This is a genomic window from Colwellia polaris (genome assembly GCF_002104515.1).
Taxonomy (GTDB): Bacteria; Pseudomonadota; Gammaproteobacteria; order Enterobacterales; family Alteromonadaceae; genus Cognaticolwellia; species Cognaticolwellia polaris.
In genome coordinates this window covers 69,246-84,431 of record NZ_NBOE01000011.1, presented here as the reverse complement: position 1 = coordinate 84,431, position 15,186 = coordinate 69,246, and the positions used below count along the sequence as shown (strand labels likewise).

The following is a 15,186-nucleotide window of genomic DNA, read 5'->3' as shown; positions in this document are numbered from 1 at the left end:
GTTATAGATCTCCTTGAATTTCAGCACGAAAGCCAAATACGCGACGTTTACCACGAAAGGCAACTAAAGTTACTTCGCGCTCTTGTCCGGGTTCAAAACGTACGGCAGTGCCAGATGTAATATCTAAACGAAAACCTTTTGCCAAAGCTCTATCGAAGTGCAGAGCAGGGTTTACTTCATAAAAATGATAGTGCGAGCCAACTTGTATCGGGCGGTCGCCTGAATTTGCCACCGTAATTTTTACTTGCTTGCAACCTAGGTTTAGCTCACGGTTACCATGGTCAGTTTTTATTTCACCTGGGATCATATTTGCTTCTCTTATGTGCAAGTTATAATTAAATAATAGGGTTGTGAACGGTGACAAGTTTGGTGCCGTCTGGAAATGTCGCCTCAACTTGTACGTCTGGAATTAATTCTGACACACCGTCCATAACTTGCTCGCGAGTGAGAAGTGTTCGACCATAATCCATCATTTGAACAACGGTTTTTCCGTCACGCGCACCTTCAATTATTTCCATGGAAATATAGGCTACCGCTTCAGGATAATTTAATTTTAAACCACGGTTTAATCGTCGCTCGGCAAGTAATGCCGCGGTGAATATCAGTAATTTGTCTTTTTCTCTTGGTAATAAATCCATAACGTTCTCTATTTAGTATTTATACGGTTTTATAGGCTTTAATATTTATCTATATCTTGGGTAATTACCGCTTTAGGTATGCCAAACTCGGGGCATATTGGCTGGTTTATTAAGATATATAGGCCTAATTATTTGCCATAATTTGATGAAAAGTGCTTTGCATTCTTCGGCGTGTTGGCCTAAATAACGAATCACTAATAATTGTCGTATTTGGCTAATACTGACTTTTTCATCGGCTTGTGACTCACTTATACAATTGCGCAATTTAGCGATAAGTGCTTTATTCTCGGTATCGCTAAGTAGGCCTTTTTCTGTGTAAGCCATAAAAGTTGCAAAGACACTTTTATTATTTAATCCCGCGACATGCTGGTGTATTTGGTTGTCAGGTTTAATCGCAATTCTGTCGTGATAAAGTAGGGTATTGTCACAATAAACACGGTTTAATTGGCTGTAACGACCTTGTTCAAAAAGTTGCCCTGATCTTGGTAACCCTAAACAGGTGATATCCCAACCTAAATAAACACTGTTGCTTGTTAGGTGCACATCAACAGTATTAACGCCATCAGCGCCTTCATAAACAATGGTTTCTAATGGAAAGTTTTCACACTTTGCATGTTCAGCCAACAATAGCTCGCAGTGCTGAACTTGTTTAGAATCGCCAATAGAAAGATCTTCACGGGCACGATAAAAACGATTAGCACCCGGTGTGGTAACTAAACTGTGTGCCTGCTGATTTACCTTAATATTTATCCGTAGTTCATCACCCGAGACAATCCCTGCTGGCGGATGTAACAAATAAATATGCGCACAATCACGTCCTTCAGGATAAAACGCTTTTTGCACACTTAGCGGTCCATTTCGCTCTGTTCGGGTAAGCTGTGTGCCGTTTAAAGTCATACTAAATTCTAATAATAAGTTAGCTAGCCAACTATTTTTATTAGAATTTACAGCCGTTAAGCATTTTGTTTGCGGGCTAGCAGTCATTATTATTTATCATTATTTTGTAAAACGCTGAGCTATATCAAAGTTATACTGGCAAGTTGCACAAAATGCGCCAACGAATATCAGTAGAAATTTTATTCGGTAGTTTCAGGCTCAAATACGCTAAAATTTATAGTGTTATATATGGCTGAAGCTAACTTATTACGGCAGTTTCAGGCATTTTGTTTAGCAACGAGAACTCTTTGTTTATTAGTCAGATAATGGGGCAATTTATGACTAAAAAGGATATTTGTTTGCACCAAAATGGTGCGGGCGCATCAATATTAAGCGTGAGGATAATTTTTAACCGCTATGTTTTTTATAAAATAATTTTAATTTATTGAATATAAAGTAATTTTTATGTTTTTTATTTGTTTAGCTTTACTGTTTTAGTGGTCTGTAATGTGCATGTAAATAAACAAGGTTATTTTTAATTACTGATGTCAATATCAGGCTGTTTTTAAGGAATAAAATGGACTCTATACTTGTTATTATTGCACTGTCATTAGCGCTTGCTAGCGTGATTAATATTGTATTAACTAAATTTTCAATTTCACATATTATCGGTTATATCATTACCGGCACAATTGTCAGTAATTTCTTCGACTTTAATGGCAGTACTACACCTCATTCACTCGAGCTAATTGGCGAGTTTGGTATAGTTTTTCTTATGTTTACTATAGGTTTAGAAATGTCGTTTTCTAAACTAGGTAAAATGAAAGAGCTGATTTTTTTTAATGGTTTTGTGCAAGTAGCTTTTAGCTCAGTAGTTATTTTTGCCATGGCCTTTTATCTGTTTAATGTCGAGCTTATTCCTTCAGTCGTTATTGCCCTTGCTTTTAGCTTATCTTCAACCGCAATTGTTTTACCTTACTTAAAAAAATCAAAAGATATCGTTACGCCTTACGGCAAAAAGGCGGTTGCTATATTAGTTTTTCAAGACTTAGCTGTGATCCCTATTTTATTGCTAATGGGTTTTTTATCTAATAATGAATTATCGATGTCAGATATATTATTGAAAACATTTTTATATGCCGGCGTTATTATTATTTTCATGTTTACTATTGGTAAAAAGCTGATTGCTTGGCTATTACATTTTTCGGCCAATGCCCGCATGGAAGAGTTGTTTTTAAGTTCAGTATTTACCATTGTTTTAGGGGCGTCATTGCTCGCACATGAAATGGGCTTTACCTATTCTTTAGGGGCATTTATCGCGGGTATGATCATCGCAGAAACTAAGTTTCATATAAAAGTAGAGTCTGACATAGCCTCATATAAAGACTTGTTATTAGGCGCCTTTTTCTTTGCTATAGGCACCAAGATTGATGTTCTATATTTTCTGAGTAACTTACATTGGGTACTGGGTGTATTAGCCTTAGTTATGCTGATAAAAGCTGTGATTATATATTTACTGATCAGAATGAAATCTGATAAAAGTGAATCGATAAAATCAGCGGTAGCGCTATGCCAAGTCGGGGAGTTCTCTTTCGCTATTTTTGCAATGGCCATGAACCATAATTTACTAACAGAAAGCTTAGGAAGTTTTCTCATATTGATCACTGTGTTATCCATGATTTTAACGCCTTTTATGATCAGTAATATTTATAAAATAGCCGCTTTATTTGTAGTCGAGTTTTTTGAGTCAGACAAAATTACCCCACTTGAAGCTAAAAATCATACCATTGTTTGTGGTTTTGCTATTTTAGGACGAATTGTTGCTAAAGAGCTCAGTAAAGAAGGCGAGAGCTTTTTGATTATCTCTGATAATTTACAGCATGTACTGTTGGCTAGAAAACGTGGTTATGACGCGTATTTTGGGCACTTAGATAAAACCCCTGTACTAGAAGCATTAAGAGTTGAGCAAACTAAAAGTATTATAATTACGGTAAACACTTTATTAACGAAACAAATTATTTGTGAAGCGGTACTTGAACACTACCCAAATGCCAATTTAATTGTCAAAGTCAGTACATTGGAAGAAAAAGCTGCACTTGCTGATATTAAAATTAACTCGTTTGTGCATGCACAACAAGAAACTGCAATGTTACTCGTTAAACAAAGTATGACGTAAGGCACTCGCATTCAATGCATTGAACTTAAACGCCCATAAACGGGGTTATTACAATTTAAACCATAAACGTAACACTTTTATGCTGTGCTTTCGCTAATAATAAGTTGAAGCGACAATCTATAAAGTGTGCGGTGTAATGATCAAATGTTGCTGGGCTAATTAAGCTATTTTTTAGCGCAACGTTTAAGTAATAAAATGCTTATCTTATTAATTTTTCAAATTAATTGATCTAAAACATCCATTCTTTCGTTAGAAATAGTTGACGATATTAAGGCTACTATTAAACCTGTAGCCTGTTATTTTTAAGTGATTCAATGTTAGGGTAACTATAAAGATACTATTTCTAAAAAATTCTGTATTACTAATTAAGAGCTAATTAATAGCCAATTAATAGCTAGTAAAGGACAAATTATGAATGAGAATAACAAGATAAAAGCGTCTGATTTATTTGTACAAGCATTAGAAGCAGAAGGCGTAGATCACATTTTCGCCGTACCTGGTGAAGAAAACCTCGATATGGTTGAGTCTTTGAGAAATTCCTCAATAAAGTTAGTACTAACCCGCCATGAACAAGGTGCTGGCTTCATGGCAGCAACGTATGGACGACTTACGGGTAAAGCCGGTGTATGTATGGCAACCCTTGGGCCCGGAGCAACTAACTTAGCAACACCTGCTGCTTATTCGCACTTGGGCGGTATGCCTTTAATTATGATCACAGGCCAAAAACCGATTAAAAAATCAAAGCAAGGTCAGTTTCAAATTATTGATGTAGTCGGCTTATTTGATCCTATTTGTAAAATGTCTAAACAAATTGTTCACGGTAATACTATACCTTCCTTAGTGCGTGAAGCTTTTCGACTTAGCGAAGAAGAGCGTCCTGGAGCCGTGCTTTTAGAATTACCTGAAGACATTGCTGAAGAAGATTGTGATGCAGGCCTAATAATGCCTCACAAACGTCACTATGCTAGTCCGAACGAAGTCGCTATTGAAGAAGCCGTGGCCTTGATAAAAACCGCTAAAATGCCGTTAATTTTAATTGGTGCAGGCGCAAACAGAAAAAACGTTAGAACGGCATTATCTAACTTAATAGACACAACCCGTATTCCATTTTTTGTTACACAAATGGGCAAAGGCGTTGTTGATGAACGCTCAAATTTATTTTTAGGTACAGCAGCCTTGTCATCGGGCGACTACTTACATTGTGCTATTGAACGTGCCGATGTCATTATTAATATTGGACATGATGTAATTGAAAAACCGCCATTTTTTATGGAAGCAGGGGGTAAGAAGGTAATTCATGTTAATTATAAATCTGCGCAAGTTGACCAAGTTTATTTTCCGCAATCAGAAGTTGTAGGCGATTTAGCAACGTCAGTAAATGCGCTAAAAGATAAATTAGCGGGAGAGGTTAAGTTCGATAGAAGCTACTTCGATAAAATAAAACTTGCGATAGATGAGCATATTGAAGAAGGTGCTGATGACGCACGTTTTCCTATCATTCCGCAGCGTTTTGTAGCAGATATTCGCAAAGTTATGGGCGAGAAAGATATTATCGCGCTTGATAACGGCATGTATAAACTTTGGTTTGCCCGTAACTATAAAGCTTATCAACCTAATACCGTATTACTTGATAATGCGCTAGCCACCATGGGAGCAGGTTTGCCTTCGGCTATGATGGTTGCCATGCTAAACCCTGACCAACGTGTAATGGCACTATGCGGTGATGGTGGTTTTATGATGAACTCTCAAGAAATAGAAACGGCAATACGTTTAGGTTTGAACTTAGTGATAACGGTGCTAAACGATAATTCTTATGGGATGATTCGTTGGAAACAAGCCAGTACCGGGTTTGCTGATTGGGGCTTAGAGTTTAACAATCCTGATTTTGTTAAGTACGCTGAAAGTTATGGCGCAATAGGGCATAGAGTTACCTCTGCTGAAAATATTATACCTACTTATGAAAAAGCATTCGCCGCAGGTGGAGTTCACCTTGTTGAATTACCCGTTGATTACTCCGAAAATCAAAAAGTTTTAATTGATGAGCTAGCTGAGAAGGTGTGCTTAATTTAAAAGAGTAATGTCAATATTCGTTATTTGCGAACGATTTTAACTTATTAAAGAGTAAATTATGACAAATTTAGATAGTAGTAAAACAGTTGAAAAACACGATGTTTTTAATCCGTATGATCAAACTTATTTAGGCTCTGTTCCCTTGATTAAGTGGGCCGAAATCGACAGTTACTTAACCAACGCAGAGCAATTATTTAAAGATCGTCAACAATGGTTACCTGCATATGAGCGAATGAATATCCTCAAAAAACTTGCTACTTTAATTTCCCAAAGAGCAGATGAATTAGCGCTTTTAATTGCAAGTGAAGGCGGTAAGCCATTGGTTGATGCTAAAGTAGAGGTGGCAAGAGCGATTGATGGTGTTGAGTTGTGCGCTAAAGAAATAGCCAACTTAAAGGGTAGCCAAATTCCAATGGACTTAACCCAAGCGGGGGCGGGAAGAGTTGCCTATACCACTAAAGAGCCTATTGGTGTGGTGGTTGCTGTTTCAGCATTTAATCATCCATTAAATTTAATTGTACATCAAGTGGCTCCAGCTATTGCTACAGGTTGTCCGGTACTTGTTAAACCGGCCTCAGATACGCCACTATCTTGCAAGGCATTTGTTGATATGGTGCATGAAGCGGGATTACCTGAACAGTGGTGCCGTTTTGCTATGTGTGAAACGTCAACCGCACAGCAAATGATCACTGATCCTCGTGTTGCATTTTTGAGTTTTATTGGTTCAGCTAAAATAGGTTGGATGCTAAGGTCTAAGCTTGCTCCTGGAACTCGTTGCGCATTAGAGCACGGCGGAGTTGCCCCTGTTATTATTGAAGAAAGTGCAGATATTGAAGCCATGATCCCAAGTTTGCTCAAAGGTGGTTTTTATCATTCAGGCCAAGTTTGTGTATCTGTACAGCGAATTTTTGCACCTAAGAGTCAAGCCCAAGCTATCGCTCAAAAGTTAGCAGATGGTGCCGCCAAACTTGTTGTAGGCAATGCTATTAATGAATCGACAGAATGCGGACCGCTAATTCGACCAGCAGAGGTTGATCGTGTTGAAGAATGGGTTGATGAAGCTGTATCTGCAGGCGCAACACTGTTAACCGGAGGTAAGCGACTCGGCAAAACGACATATGCACCAACGGTGCTGCTTGATCCGCCACTAGGCACTAAAGTTTCTAGCATGGAAATTTTTGGCCCTGTTGTTTGTGTTTATGGTTACGAAGATATTGATCAAGCCATTGCTCAAGCTAACGCGTTAGATTTTGCTTTTCAAGGCTCGGTATTTACTAAGAATATAGATGTAGCAATGAAGGCAATTAATACGCTAGATGCTACTGCCGTTATGGTTAATGACCATACCGCCTTCCGTGTTGATTGGATGCCTTTTGCTGGACGTAAACATTCAGGTTATAACACCGGAGGTATTGCTTATACTATGCATGATATGTCGCAGGATAAAATGGCGGTGATTAAGCTTTAAGCTTTATTTAAGATAAGCTAAGTTGAGGTATTTATTATATAAACAGTCGTAAAAGTAAGAAAAGTCTCTATTAACTAGAGACTTTGTATTTTTACACTCCATCTGCTTATTAGCTAAGCTTTTGTATCTGGGAGCTATTGTTTTTTATGCCAGCCCATACCTACCGCATAACGGTGATCAAAACCTTTCCAAGGCTTAGGTGTTTTGCCATCAATGGCTATTTGGTTAGAATCAGGCGATAAGTCTAGGTAAGCGCATTGAGTTAATTTTTGCTTTAAATAACAATCCATCATTGCAAGCGTGAAGTGTTTATTGTTGTTATTTAATACCGTGCTGTTCCAAGCGGGTTCATAATAATGACCTATATCTAACTCACTTGTTTTAGCAACGCTAGGTGCCGGGTGTGGTGCAACATTATGTCGCGCATTTTGATAGGTAAGCAGGTATTTATTGTCGCTACCGGTTTGTTCATAAAGTGATTTTATAGCGTTGTAATCAGAAACATCATCTAAATCGCCTGCGATATAAAGTATTGGCGTATTAATTTTTGACAGTGCTTCTTGTTGAAATAACTGGTGTTGTGCACCCCAAGGTGCCATAGCAATAACGGCTTGCCATCTTGGGTCTACTTTCGGGGTTTCATACTGGCCTGCGGCGCAGCTATTGAGTAATGCTTTTACTTTTTCGACTTGCTCAGGATCTTTAATGCCTGTAAAAGTTGAAGCTGTTGTGTTGGTAAAGTTATAGCAACCGCCAATGGTATTTACCGCGCCATAACCCCCCATTGAATAACCTATTAAGCCAGCCTTTTGGCTATCGATAACTTTTGAGAGAAAATTGGGCGTTGTGGTTAAATAGTTAAGGGTAAATTGTTGGTCACGAGAGCGATTAAGCAATGTACTCACAAAACCAGCGAAAGGGCTATTTATCATGTCAATTTCGGCGTTGGTTGAGTCAGTATGATCAATAGCAGCAACAATGTATCCATGAGAGGCTAAATGTTCTGCTAAATAATACATCAGTGTTCTATAGCCGGTATAACCATGTGAAATCACCACCAATGGAAATTTTTCAGCCTCATTGTTTGCTAATACAGCTGAGTCTCGAAAAGCATCGGCTTGAATGGAGAAGTTTTTACCGGTGCGCGTAACGTTTTCATAACTCGTTTTTTTAGTGTGTTGGTTATCTACGGAAGTTGGATACCAAACTTCTACGGTTAATTCTCTGTCTTTTGGTGCTTGTGTTGCGGGATCAAATTGCGCAGGGTTAATAATGTTTAATGTTTTTACACCAATCTTAAATTGGCCTATTTCTGCGAGTTCAGCAACCACATCTTTGGGAAGCTGTTTTTGTAATTGCTCAGGCACCAAAGTTGTTTTACTGTTTGATAACTGCGCTGTTGAAGAAATTTCGGCGGCATTTACGGTTGCGACAATTTGTACATAACAGCACATTAAACTGCTCAGTATAATGAGGGTGTTTTTTTTAACTTTTATCATAGGTGTTTTCACTTTTATTATTATTTTTTATTCGTTATAAGTAATTGAAATCTTAGTTATAGCACAAGCAGTGAACATTGAAGTATCTCAAGCGCAACAAACTTATTCTCCTGGATATTTTAGCCCCCACTGGTTTCTAATTGAATCCATTATAGCCATCATGGCGGTGGTAGTATCAAGTGGTAAAATATCACTTTGTTGTTTACTTTCTCGAATACACTGCATGGCATGTGCAACTTCGAAAGTGAAATTTTCATCGGCATCAAACGGGAAGCTACTGACTTTAATCGCTTGATCTTTAAGTTTGATATGCAGCTCTTGAGCACCAAGAAAATCAGGGATCCTGATATAGCCTTTAGTGCCACTAATAATGCCTTCGGTAGGCGATTCTTCAATAAAAGATGCAGACAAAATAGCACGCTGATGTTGTTGGTATTCAAGCAAGTAGCAAGAGCTTTCGTCTACACCGTCTTCACCCATAACCGCTGAGCTTTGTATCCGACTAGGCTGTTCGCCAAAGACAATTGACGCTAAGGTTAAAGGATAAATACCTAAATCGAGTAAAGCGCCGCCAGCAAGGCTTTTGTTACGTAATCTATGTTCCAATGGAAAGTCTTCACAAATACTGAAGTTTGCTTTAACAGTATGTACCTCACCAATTATGTTTTCTGATAATAGCTGCTTTAAGTGTTCAATGGCGGGTAAAAATCGTGTCCAAACACACTCCATCATGAAGCAATTATTTTCTGTTGCTAATGCGATAAGTATTTTTGTTTGCTGGGCGTTTACGGTAAACGGTTTCTCGCAAATAACATGTTTACCATGCTGGAGACAAAGTTTGATATTTTCAAAATGAAAGTTATGCGTAGTTGCAATATAAATGACATCAATATCTGGATCAGTTACCAAAGATTGGTAATTATCGTATGCTCTCGGTATTTGATATTGTTCAGTAAAGTCTTTAGCTCGACCTTTAGTGTTAGAAGCACCGGCGAGTATCGTGCATTTTTCTAACTTTTTTATGGCAAGGGCAAATTGATGTGCAATACCACCACAGCCCATTACACCCCAATTGATACTTTGCATATTTATCCTTAAAGCCGATGCCCCTTGTTTTAATGAGATATCAGCATTCAATTTTTAATAAACTTTCGAAAGTGACATTTGTGATCCAATAGGAATAGTGGCGCGAAATTTTCTATTTTAAACTCACTATTGTTAAATTCTCTATTTTACATACACCACTTTATATTCTTTATTTAAAACTCAGTAACTTGTAAACCATTACCCGCTTTACCAACATAAATTGAGGCGTTGATATTAAAGCGAGCAAAGTATTGTGCGGTAACTGCGTCTTTAATTTTATCGATATCAGCCTGACGGCATAAGCAAACTATTGCACCGCCAAAACCACCACCTGTCATTCGCACAGCACCTTTAGTCCCTAAAGCCATTTGACATATCTCTACTAAACCATCGGTTTCAGGAATGGTAACCTCAAAGTCATCTCTTAATGAGATATGAGAAGCGGTCATTAACGCTCTGAGTGCTTGCATATCATTATTTTTCAGGGCTTGGGTTGCGTCAAGTACACGCGTGTTTTCGGTAATAACATGATGTGCGCGTTTATATTCATTTTCGGTCATGGCTGAGCGAGTATTATTTAACATAGCAAGATCGGCATCACGTAAAGTCGCTACAGACATTTTCTCGGCTGCTTTTTCACAATCAATTCGGCGTTGGTTGTATTCGCTATCGACTAATTTTCTAGGGTAATTTGAGTTAACAATAACGATAGAAAGATCGTCAGGAATACTCACCGCTTCAGTAGCTAAACTCTGACAATCAATAAGTAGTGCATGGGCTTTTTCACCATTGGCAGAAACAAGCTGATCCATAATACCGCATTGGCAATCCATAAAGTCGTTTTCAGCTTCTTGGCCCAACACAGCAATAGTTTCATTAGATAAGTTTAACTGGCAAGCTTGATTGAAAACGCCACCAATAGCAACTTCTAAAGCGGCAGAAGAAGATAAACCACTGCCTTGCGGGACATTACTGTCAATTAATAAATCAACACCGCTTAGCTGATGACCTTGGCGTTTTAAAACAAAAGCAACGGCACGAATGTAGTTACCCCATTGAGATTCGCCACGGGCTATTTCTTGGTCTAGAAAGAATTCGTCTGACTCGCCAGGGTAGTGCAAAGAGTGCACCACAACCTTGTTATCATTACGTTTTCTATAAAGTATGCGCGTACAAAACTCTAACGCACAAGGTAAAACAAAACCGTTATTGTAGTCGGTAAATTCGCCAATTAAATTTACACGTCCTGGTGCAGAAGACATTGCTTGAGCAGGTTGTTTATATATTTCTTCAAAAATGGCATTAAAGTTATCATTTACCACGAGCCTGCTCCTTTTTATAATGGGTTGTACTTGCTTTACGTAATATATTCGCCGCTGTTTCAGCGGTTAAATCACGTTGGCTTTCAGCTAACATTTCGTAGCCAACCATGTGTTTCTTTACCGTAGCAGAGCGTAATAGTGGCGGATAAAAATGTGCATGTAGACGCCAATGACTGTTGTTTTGATCATTTGCAGGGGCATTGTGCCAACCCATTGAATAAGGAAAGCTGCAATTAAACACGTTATCATAACGTATGGTTAGCTCTTGTATTGCTTGCGCTAAACTCTGTTTTTGTTGTGTATTTAATTGGCCAAAATGCTGAATATCGTCTTTGGCAATGAGTATTGTTTCAAACGGCCATGCTGCCCAAAAAGGTACAACAGCTAACCAATGTTCATTCTCTACCACAATGCGATCTTTTTTAGCTGATTCATGTTCAACGTAATCAGCCAATAAAGATTTACCGTGTTTATCTAGATATGCCTGTTGTTGGATATCTTCTTTTTCTATTTCAGTTGAAAGGTGTTCATGCGCCCAAATTTGCCCATGAGGATGAGGCTGAGAGCAGCCCATAACCGCGCCTTTATTTTCAAAAATATTTACGCAAGCATAAGTCTTTGCCAATTCAACATAGTTTGATTGCCAAGTATTAACCACTGCTTCAATTTCAGGAATCGTTAGTTCAGGCAATGACTTGTTGTGATCAGGAGAAAAACACACAACTCTACATTCACCATTGGCTATATTGGCTTCAAATAAAGGGTGTGGTTCATCATCAATTTGTTGCGCCTCAACCTGCTCTTCAGTTAACGCGCCGAAGTCATTCACAAAAACATGGGTGTTTTTATAATCAGGATTGCCAGCATTTTTTGCTCGTTCGTTTCCTGGACATAATGGACAGTTTTCATCGTATACAGGTAGCTCTGTTTCAGAGGCTGCTTCTGTAGCACCTAACCAAGGTCGGTTGTTTCTGTGTGGAGACACCAAAACCCAACTACCTGTGAGCGGGTTTTTTCTACGATGGGTAAATTCTAAGTTGTTCATTGTATTATTCCAAACCATTAGGGTATTTCGATTGCCAATGCCAAGTGTCGTCAGTCATTGCTTCAATATTTAGTTGTGCTGTCCAGCCAAGATTCTTTTTAGCAAGTGATGCGTCTGCAAAATTACTGGCAATATCACCGGCACGTCGCGGGGCAAACTTGTATTTTATCTCTATGTTTGCAGATTCAGAGAAAGCATTAATTATTTCTAATACAGAATAACCTTTACCCGTTCCTAAGTTATAAACGAGGGAGCCCGAATCATTTTGGTGTGTTGAAAAGGCAGCAACATGGCCGGCGGCTAAATCTGTAATATGAATATAATCTCGTACGCCAGTACCATCTTTTGTGTTGTAGTCGTTACCAAAAATACTGACAAATTCACGTTTACCTACAGCTGTTTGAGCGATAAAGGGCATCAGGTTATTCGGTATACCGTTAGGACTTTCACCTAACAAGCCGCTTGGATGGGCACCAACAGGATTAAAGTATCGCAAAGCAATAGCAAGGTGTTGATAATCAGTTTTGCACCAGTCAACTAGTATCTGCTCCACCATTACCTTGGTCCAGCCATAAGGATTGGTTGCCGTAATAGGGTGTTGCTCATCAATAGGTAAATACTGAGGATCGCCATAGACCGTTGCAGAGGAACTAAAAATTATTTTATTGATACCACAGCTTTGCATGGTTTCAAGTAAAGTAACTGTACCAGCGACATTATTGCGGTAATAAGATAAAGGTTGTTCTGTAGATTCACCAACGGCTTTTAATGATGCAAAGTGGAATACTGCTTCGATATTGTATTGCTCAAAGGTCGCTTTGAGCTTTTTGCTATCGGCTATATCGCCTTCAATAAAATCAAAGGTATGACTACTGATTTTGCTTAATTGATCCAAAACTTTGATACTAGAATTAGACAAATTATCATATATAACTGGGGTATAACCAGCGTCAAGCAGTGCCAAACATGTATGACTGCCTATATAGCCTGTACCACCTGTAACTAATACGTTCATAGATAACCCTTTACTTAAGTCTTATTTATAAGATAAATAATATTGGCGATAAATGCAACTTTTATTTATAGAGATTTAAGCGAGGGCTCAGTGGAAAAGGTGATGATATTTAGAGCTTGTAGCGTAATGAATTTAAAGATATTGAACTTAAAAATATTAAAATTAACCATATTCATTAACATGCTAATATTACTAGTTCAGCAAAGGCTTGTTATAAGCAGTTGATAGCGGTATTAAAGCTAGTTGATTAATTTGCTGAATAAGTATTATGGCTAAATAATAGTGTTGGTTAGTTGTGTTTACTTCACGTTAACTTGGTTGGGCTTAGCTTATTGGGTAATTACATTGGTTTTTGTTGAGGCTTACAACAGCAGTTAGCGAATTGCTGTCATCAGCTTTTGTGAAATCATGAATATATCGGGGGATGAATTTTAATTGTAACTCACTATATATTTCAGTGGGTTATGACGCAGCATTTCATTAGAAAGCGCACTTTGAAGACTGTATGAACACAAAAATCATCCATCATTTTTACTTTGGAGTAACTCTATAGCTTCAACGCCATGTAATTTTTCTTGGTTTAACAGTTTGTTATTAACTTATTAAGCCACCCATAAAACTTATTAAGCCATCCATAATAAGTTGTTCGTATTTTCAGCAGTCAACTATACTTAGTTCACATTTTTTAACTTAGGTTACTGTTATGCCCAAGCCTCGTTCACAACAAATCTGTTTATCCAGCACACCGTATTATCATGTTTGCAGTAGCACCGTTCGCAAAGCCTTTTTATGTGGTATTGATAAAGAAACAGGGGTGAGTTATGAGCATAGGCGTAGTTGGATTGAAAAGCGTATTTTTCAATTATCTCAGGTATTTGCTATTGATATTTGTGCTCATGCTATCATGAATAATCACTTACACCTCGTACTTCATGTTGATAGTGAACAAGTGAAAAACTGGACTACGCTAGAGGTGATTACTCGTTGGCATAAGTTGTTTAAAGGAACAATTTTGACCTGTAAATTTCAGCGAGAGCAACCGTTAACAAAGTTCGAATTGGAAATGGTTGAAGAAACTGTGCTGATTTATAAACAGCGACTCATCGATATTAGCTGGTTGATGCGGGCTTTGAACGAGCCTATTGCCAGACAAGCTAATAAAGAAGATAAGTGCACTGGGCATTTCTGGGAAGGGCGTTTTAAATCTCAAGCCCTGCTCGATGAAGCTGCATTACTCGCCTGTATGGCTTATGTGGATTTAAATCCTGTCCGAGCAGGTATTGCTCCGACACCCGAAGAATCTTGCTTTACTAGTATTCAACTGCGTATCAAGGCAGCGATTAAAGGGGCTCAACCCACAGTCTTATTACCTTTCACTGGCAATGAACATCAAGAAAAAACTACTGGCATCTCTTTCAGCTTGAAGGATTATTTAATACTGGTAGATGAAACTGGGCGCGTGATAAGAGAAGACAAGCGCGGAGCTATGAGTGCTAAAACAGCTGAGGTACTGTCAAGACTACATATTAGCGACGAAAGCTGGTTAAAACTCACCACCAACTTCGAAGGTATGTTCACTGGTGCAGTTGGCACCGCTGAGCATTTGTGTGAGTTTACTGAAAACGTGGGGTTGAAACGGACACATGGGATAGCAAATGCTCAGGCTTGTTTAAATAGCGCTTAGCAACTTAGACTGACATTAATACAAATATAATTGCCTTTTTGTAATGGAAAAAACTTGCTTTAAATTCACTTGAAGACAAGGAAACTCTCTAAATAGACAATATTTCCCATATTCCCTTACTGAATTGTTCTATTAAGGCAGTAATGAGCTTCCTTTTTATGCAGGGTTATTTTTAGAAAGTTATTATGGGTGGCTTAATAAGAAAATTGATTATGGGTGGCTTAATAAGAAAATTAAGGCAGTAATGAGCTTCCTTTTTATGTAGGCTTATTTTTAGAAAGTTATTGTGGGTGGCTAAATAAGAAAA

The 15,186-nt window shown here is 38.2% G+C and carries 12 protein-coding genes; 4 read left to right on the top strand and 8 right to left on the bottom strand.

From position 1 onward, the window contains the following. Position 1: 1 nt before the first annotated feature. The 3 genes from B6A32_RS15360 to B6A32_RS15350 all read right to left on the bottom strand — a co-directional run bounded on the left by B6A32_RS15360 (position 2) and on the right by B6A32_RS15350 (position 1,622). Positions 2-307, bottom strand: a complete 306-nt coding sequence (locus B6A32_RS15360) for an urease subunit beta (RefSeq protein ID WP_085305650.1) — start codon at positions 305-307, stop codon at positions 2-4. Between the two features lie 28 nt (positions 308-335). Further along, the gene (locus B6A32_RS15355) at positions 336-638 is read right to left on the bottom strand and encodes an urease subunit gamma (protein ID WP_085305649.1); all 303 of its coding nucleotides are present in this window, start codon (positions 636-638) and stop codon (positions 336-338) included. Between the two features lie 72 nt (positions 639-710). After that, positions 711-1,622 carry an urease accessory protein UreD gene (locus B6A32_RS15350; protein WP_085305648.1) on the bottom strand — a complete coding sequence of 304 codons (912 nt, stop codon included), beginning with the start codon at positions 1,620-1,622 and terminating at the stop codon, positions 711-713. A gap of 469 nt (positions 1,623-2,091) precedes the next feature. Between B6A32_RS15350 and B6A32_RS15345 the strand changes: the two genes are divergently transcribed. From B6A32_RS15345 to B6A32_RS15335, 3 genes are all read left to right on the top strand, one after another. Beyond that, the gene (locus B6A32_RS15345) at positions 2,092-3,690 is read left to right on the top strand and encodes a cation:proton antiporter domain-containing protein (RefSeq protein ID WP_085305647.1); all 1,599 of its coding nucleotides are present in this window, start codon (positions 2,092-2,094) and stop codon (positions 3,688-3,690) included. Positions 3,691-4,119: 429 nt separating this feature from the next. Beyond that, the gene (locus B6A32_RS15340; RefSeq protein WP_233131443.1) at positions 4,120-5,760 is read left to right on the top strand and encodes an acetolactate synthase large subunit; all 1,641 of its coding nucleotides are present in this window, start codon (positions 4,120-4,122) and stop codon (positions 5,758-5,760) included. A gap of 58 nt (positions 5,761-5,818) precedes the next feature. Beyond that, on the top strand, positions 5,819-7,228 hold the full coding sequence (locus B6A32_RS15335; protein ID WP_085305645.1) for an aldehyde dehydrogenase family protein: 1,410 nt from the start codon (positions 5,819-5,821) through the stop codon (positions 7,226-7,228). 134 nt (positions 7,229-7,362) lie between these two features. Here the strand turns inward: B6A32_RS15335 and B6A32_RS15330 are convergent, their stop codons facing one another. The 5 genes from B6A32_RS15330 to galE form a co-directional block, all read right to left on the bottom strand. Further along, complete coding sequence (locus tag B6A32_RS15330; protein ID WP_332888773.1) at positions 7,363-8,727, bottom strand: alpha/beta hydrolase family protein; 1,365 nt, start codon at positions 8,725-8,727, stop codon at positions 7,363-7,365. Between the two features lie 102 nt (positions 8,728-8,829). Continuing rightward, positions 8,830-9,813: a Gfo/Idh/MocA family protein gene (locus B6A32_RS15325; protein ID WP_085305644.1), complete on the bottom strand. Its 984-nt coding sequence runs from the start codon at positions 9,811-9,813 to the stop codon at positions 8,830-8,832. 173 nt (positions 9,814-9,986) lie between these two features. After that, positions 9,987-11,135 carry a galactokinase gene (galK, locus tag B6A32_RS15320; protein WP_101685973.1) on the bottom strand — a complete coding sequence of 383 codons (1,149 nt, stop codon included), beginning with the start codon at positions 11,133-11,135 and terminating at the stop codon, positions 9,987-9,989. Continuing rightward, positions 11,125-12,180, bottom strand: coding sequence for a UDP-glucose--hexose-1-phosphate uridylyltransferase (locus tag B6A32_RS15315; protein ID WP_085305642.1), 1,056 nt, complete (start codon positions 12,178-12,180; stop codon positions 11,125-11,127). Before B6A32_RS15315 ends, galK begins: the two co-directional genes overlap by 11 nt. 4 nt (positions 12,181-12,184) lie before the next feature. Then, positions 12,185-13,195 carry a UDP-glucose 4-epimerase GalE gene (gene galE / locus B6A32_RS15310; RefSeq protein WP_085305641.1) on the bottom strand — a complete coding sequence of 337 codons (1,011 nt, stop codon included), beginning with the start codon at positions 13,193-13,195 and terminating at the stop codon, positions 12,185-12,187. A gap of 703 nt (positions 13,196-13,898) precedes the next feature. Here galE and B6A32_RS15305 point away from each other — a divergent pair. Continuing rightward, positions 13,899-14,879: a transposase gene (locus tag B6A32_RS15305; RefSeq protein ID WP_085305640.1), complete on the top strand. Its 981-nt coding sequence runs from the start codon at positions 13,899-13,901 to the stop codon at positions 14,877-14,879. The last annotated feature ends 307 nt before the right edge of the window (positions 14,880-15,186 follow it).

Bases quoted from the DNA above. Each gene is read 5' to 3' on its own strand.
- B6A32_RS15360 (WP_085305650.1), bottom strand. From the start codon at position 307: ATGATCCCAGGTGAAATAAAAACTGACCATGGTAACCGTGAGCTAAAC.
- B6A32_RS15355 (WP_085305649.1), bottom strand. From the start codon at position 638: ATGGATTTATTACCAAGAGAAAAAGACAAATTACTGATATTCACCGCG.
- B6A32_RS15350 (WP_085305648.1), bottom strand. From the start codon at position 1,622: ATGACTGCTAGCCCGCAAACAAAATGCTTAACGGCTGTAAATTCTAAT.
- B6A32_RS15345 (WP_085305647.1), top strand. From the start codon at position 2,092: ATGGACTCTATACTTGTTATTATTGCACTGTCATTAGCGCTTGCTAGC.
- B6A32_RS15335 (WP_085305645.1), top strand. From the start codon at position 5,819: ATGACAAATTTAGATAGTAGTAAAACAGTTGAAAAACACGATGTTTTT.
- B6A32_RS15330 (WP_332888773.1), bottom strand. From the start codon at position 8,727: ATGATAAAAGTTAAAAAAAACACCCTCATTATACTGAGCAGTTTAATG.
- B6A32_RS15325 (WP_085305644.1), bottom strand. From the start codon at position 9,813: ATGCAAAGTATCAATTGGGGTGTAATGGGCTGTGGTGGTATTGCACAT.
- B6A32_RS15315 (WP_085305642.1), bottom strand. From the start codon at position 12,180: ATGAACAACTTAGAATTTACCCATCGTAGAAAAAACCCGCTCACAGGT.
- galE (WP_085305641.1), bottom strand. From the start codon at position 13,195: ATGAACGTATTAGTTACAGGTGGTACAGGCTATATAGGCAGTCATACA.
- B6A32_RS15305 (WP_085305640.1), top strand. From the start codon at position 13,899: ATGCCCAAGCCTCGTTCACAACAAATCTGTTTATCCAGCACACCGTAT.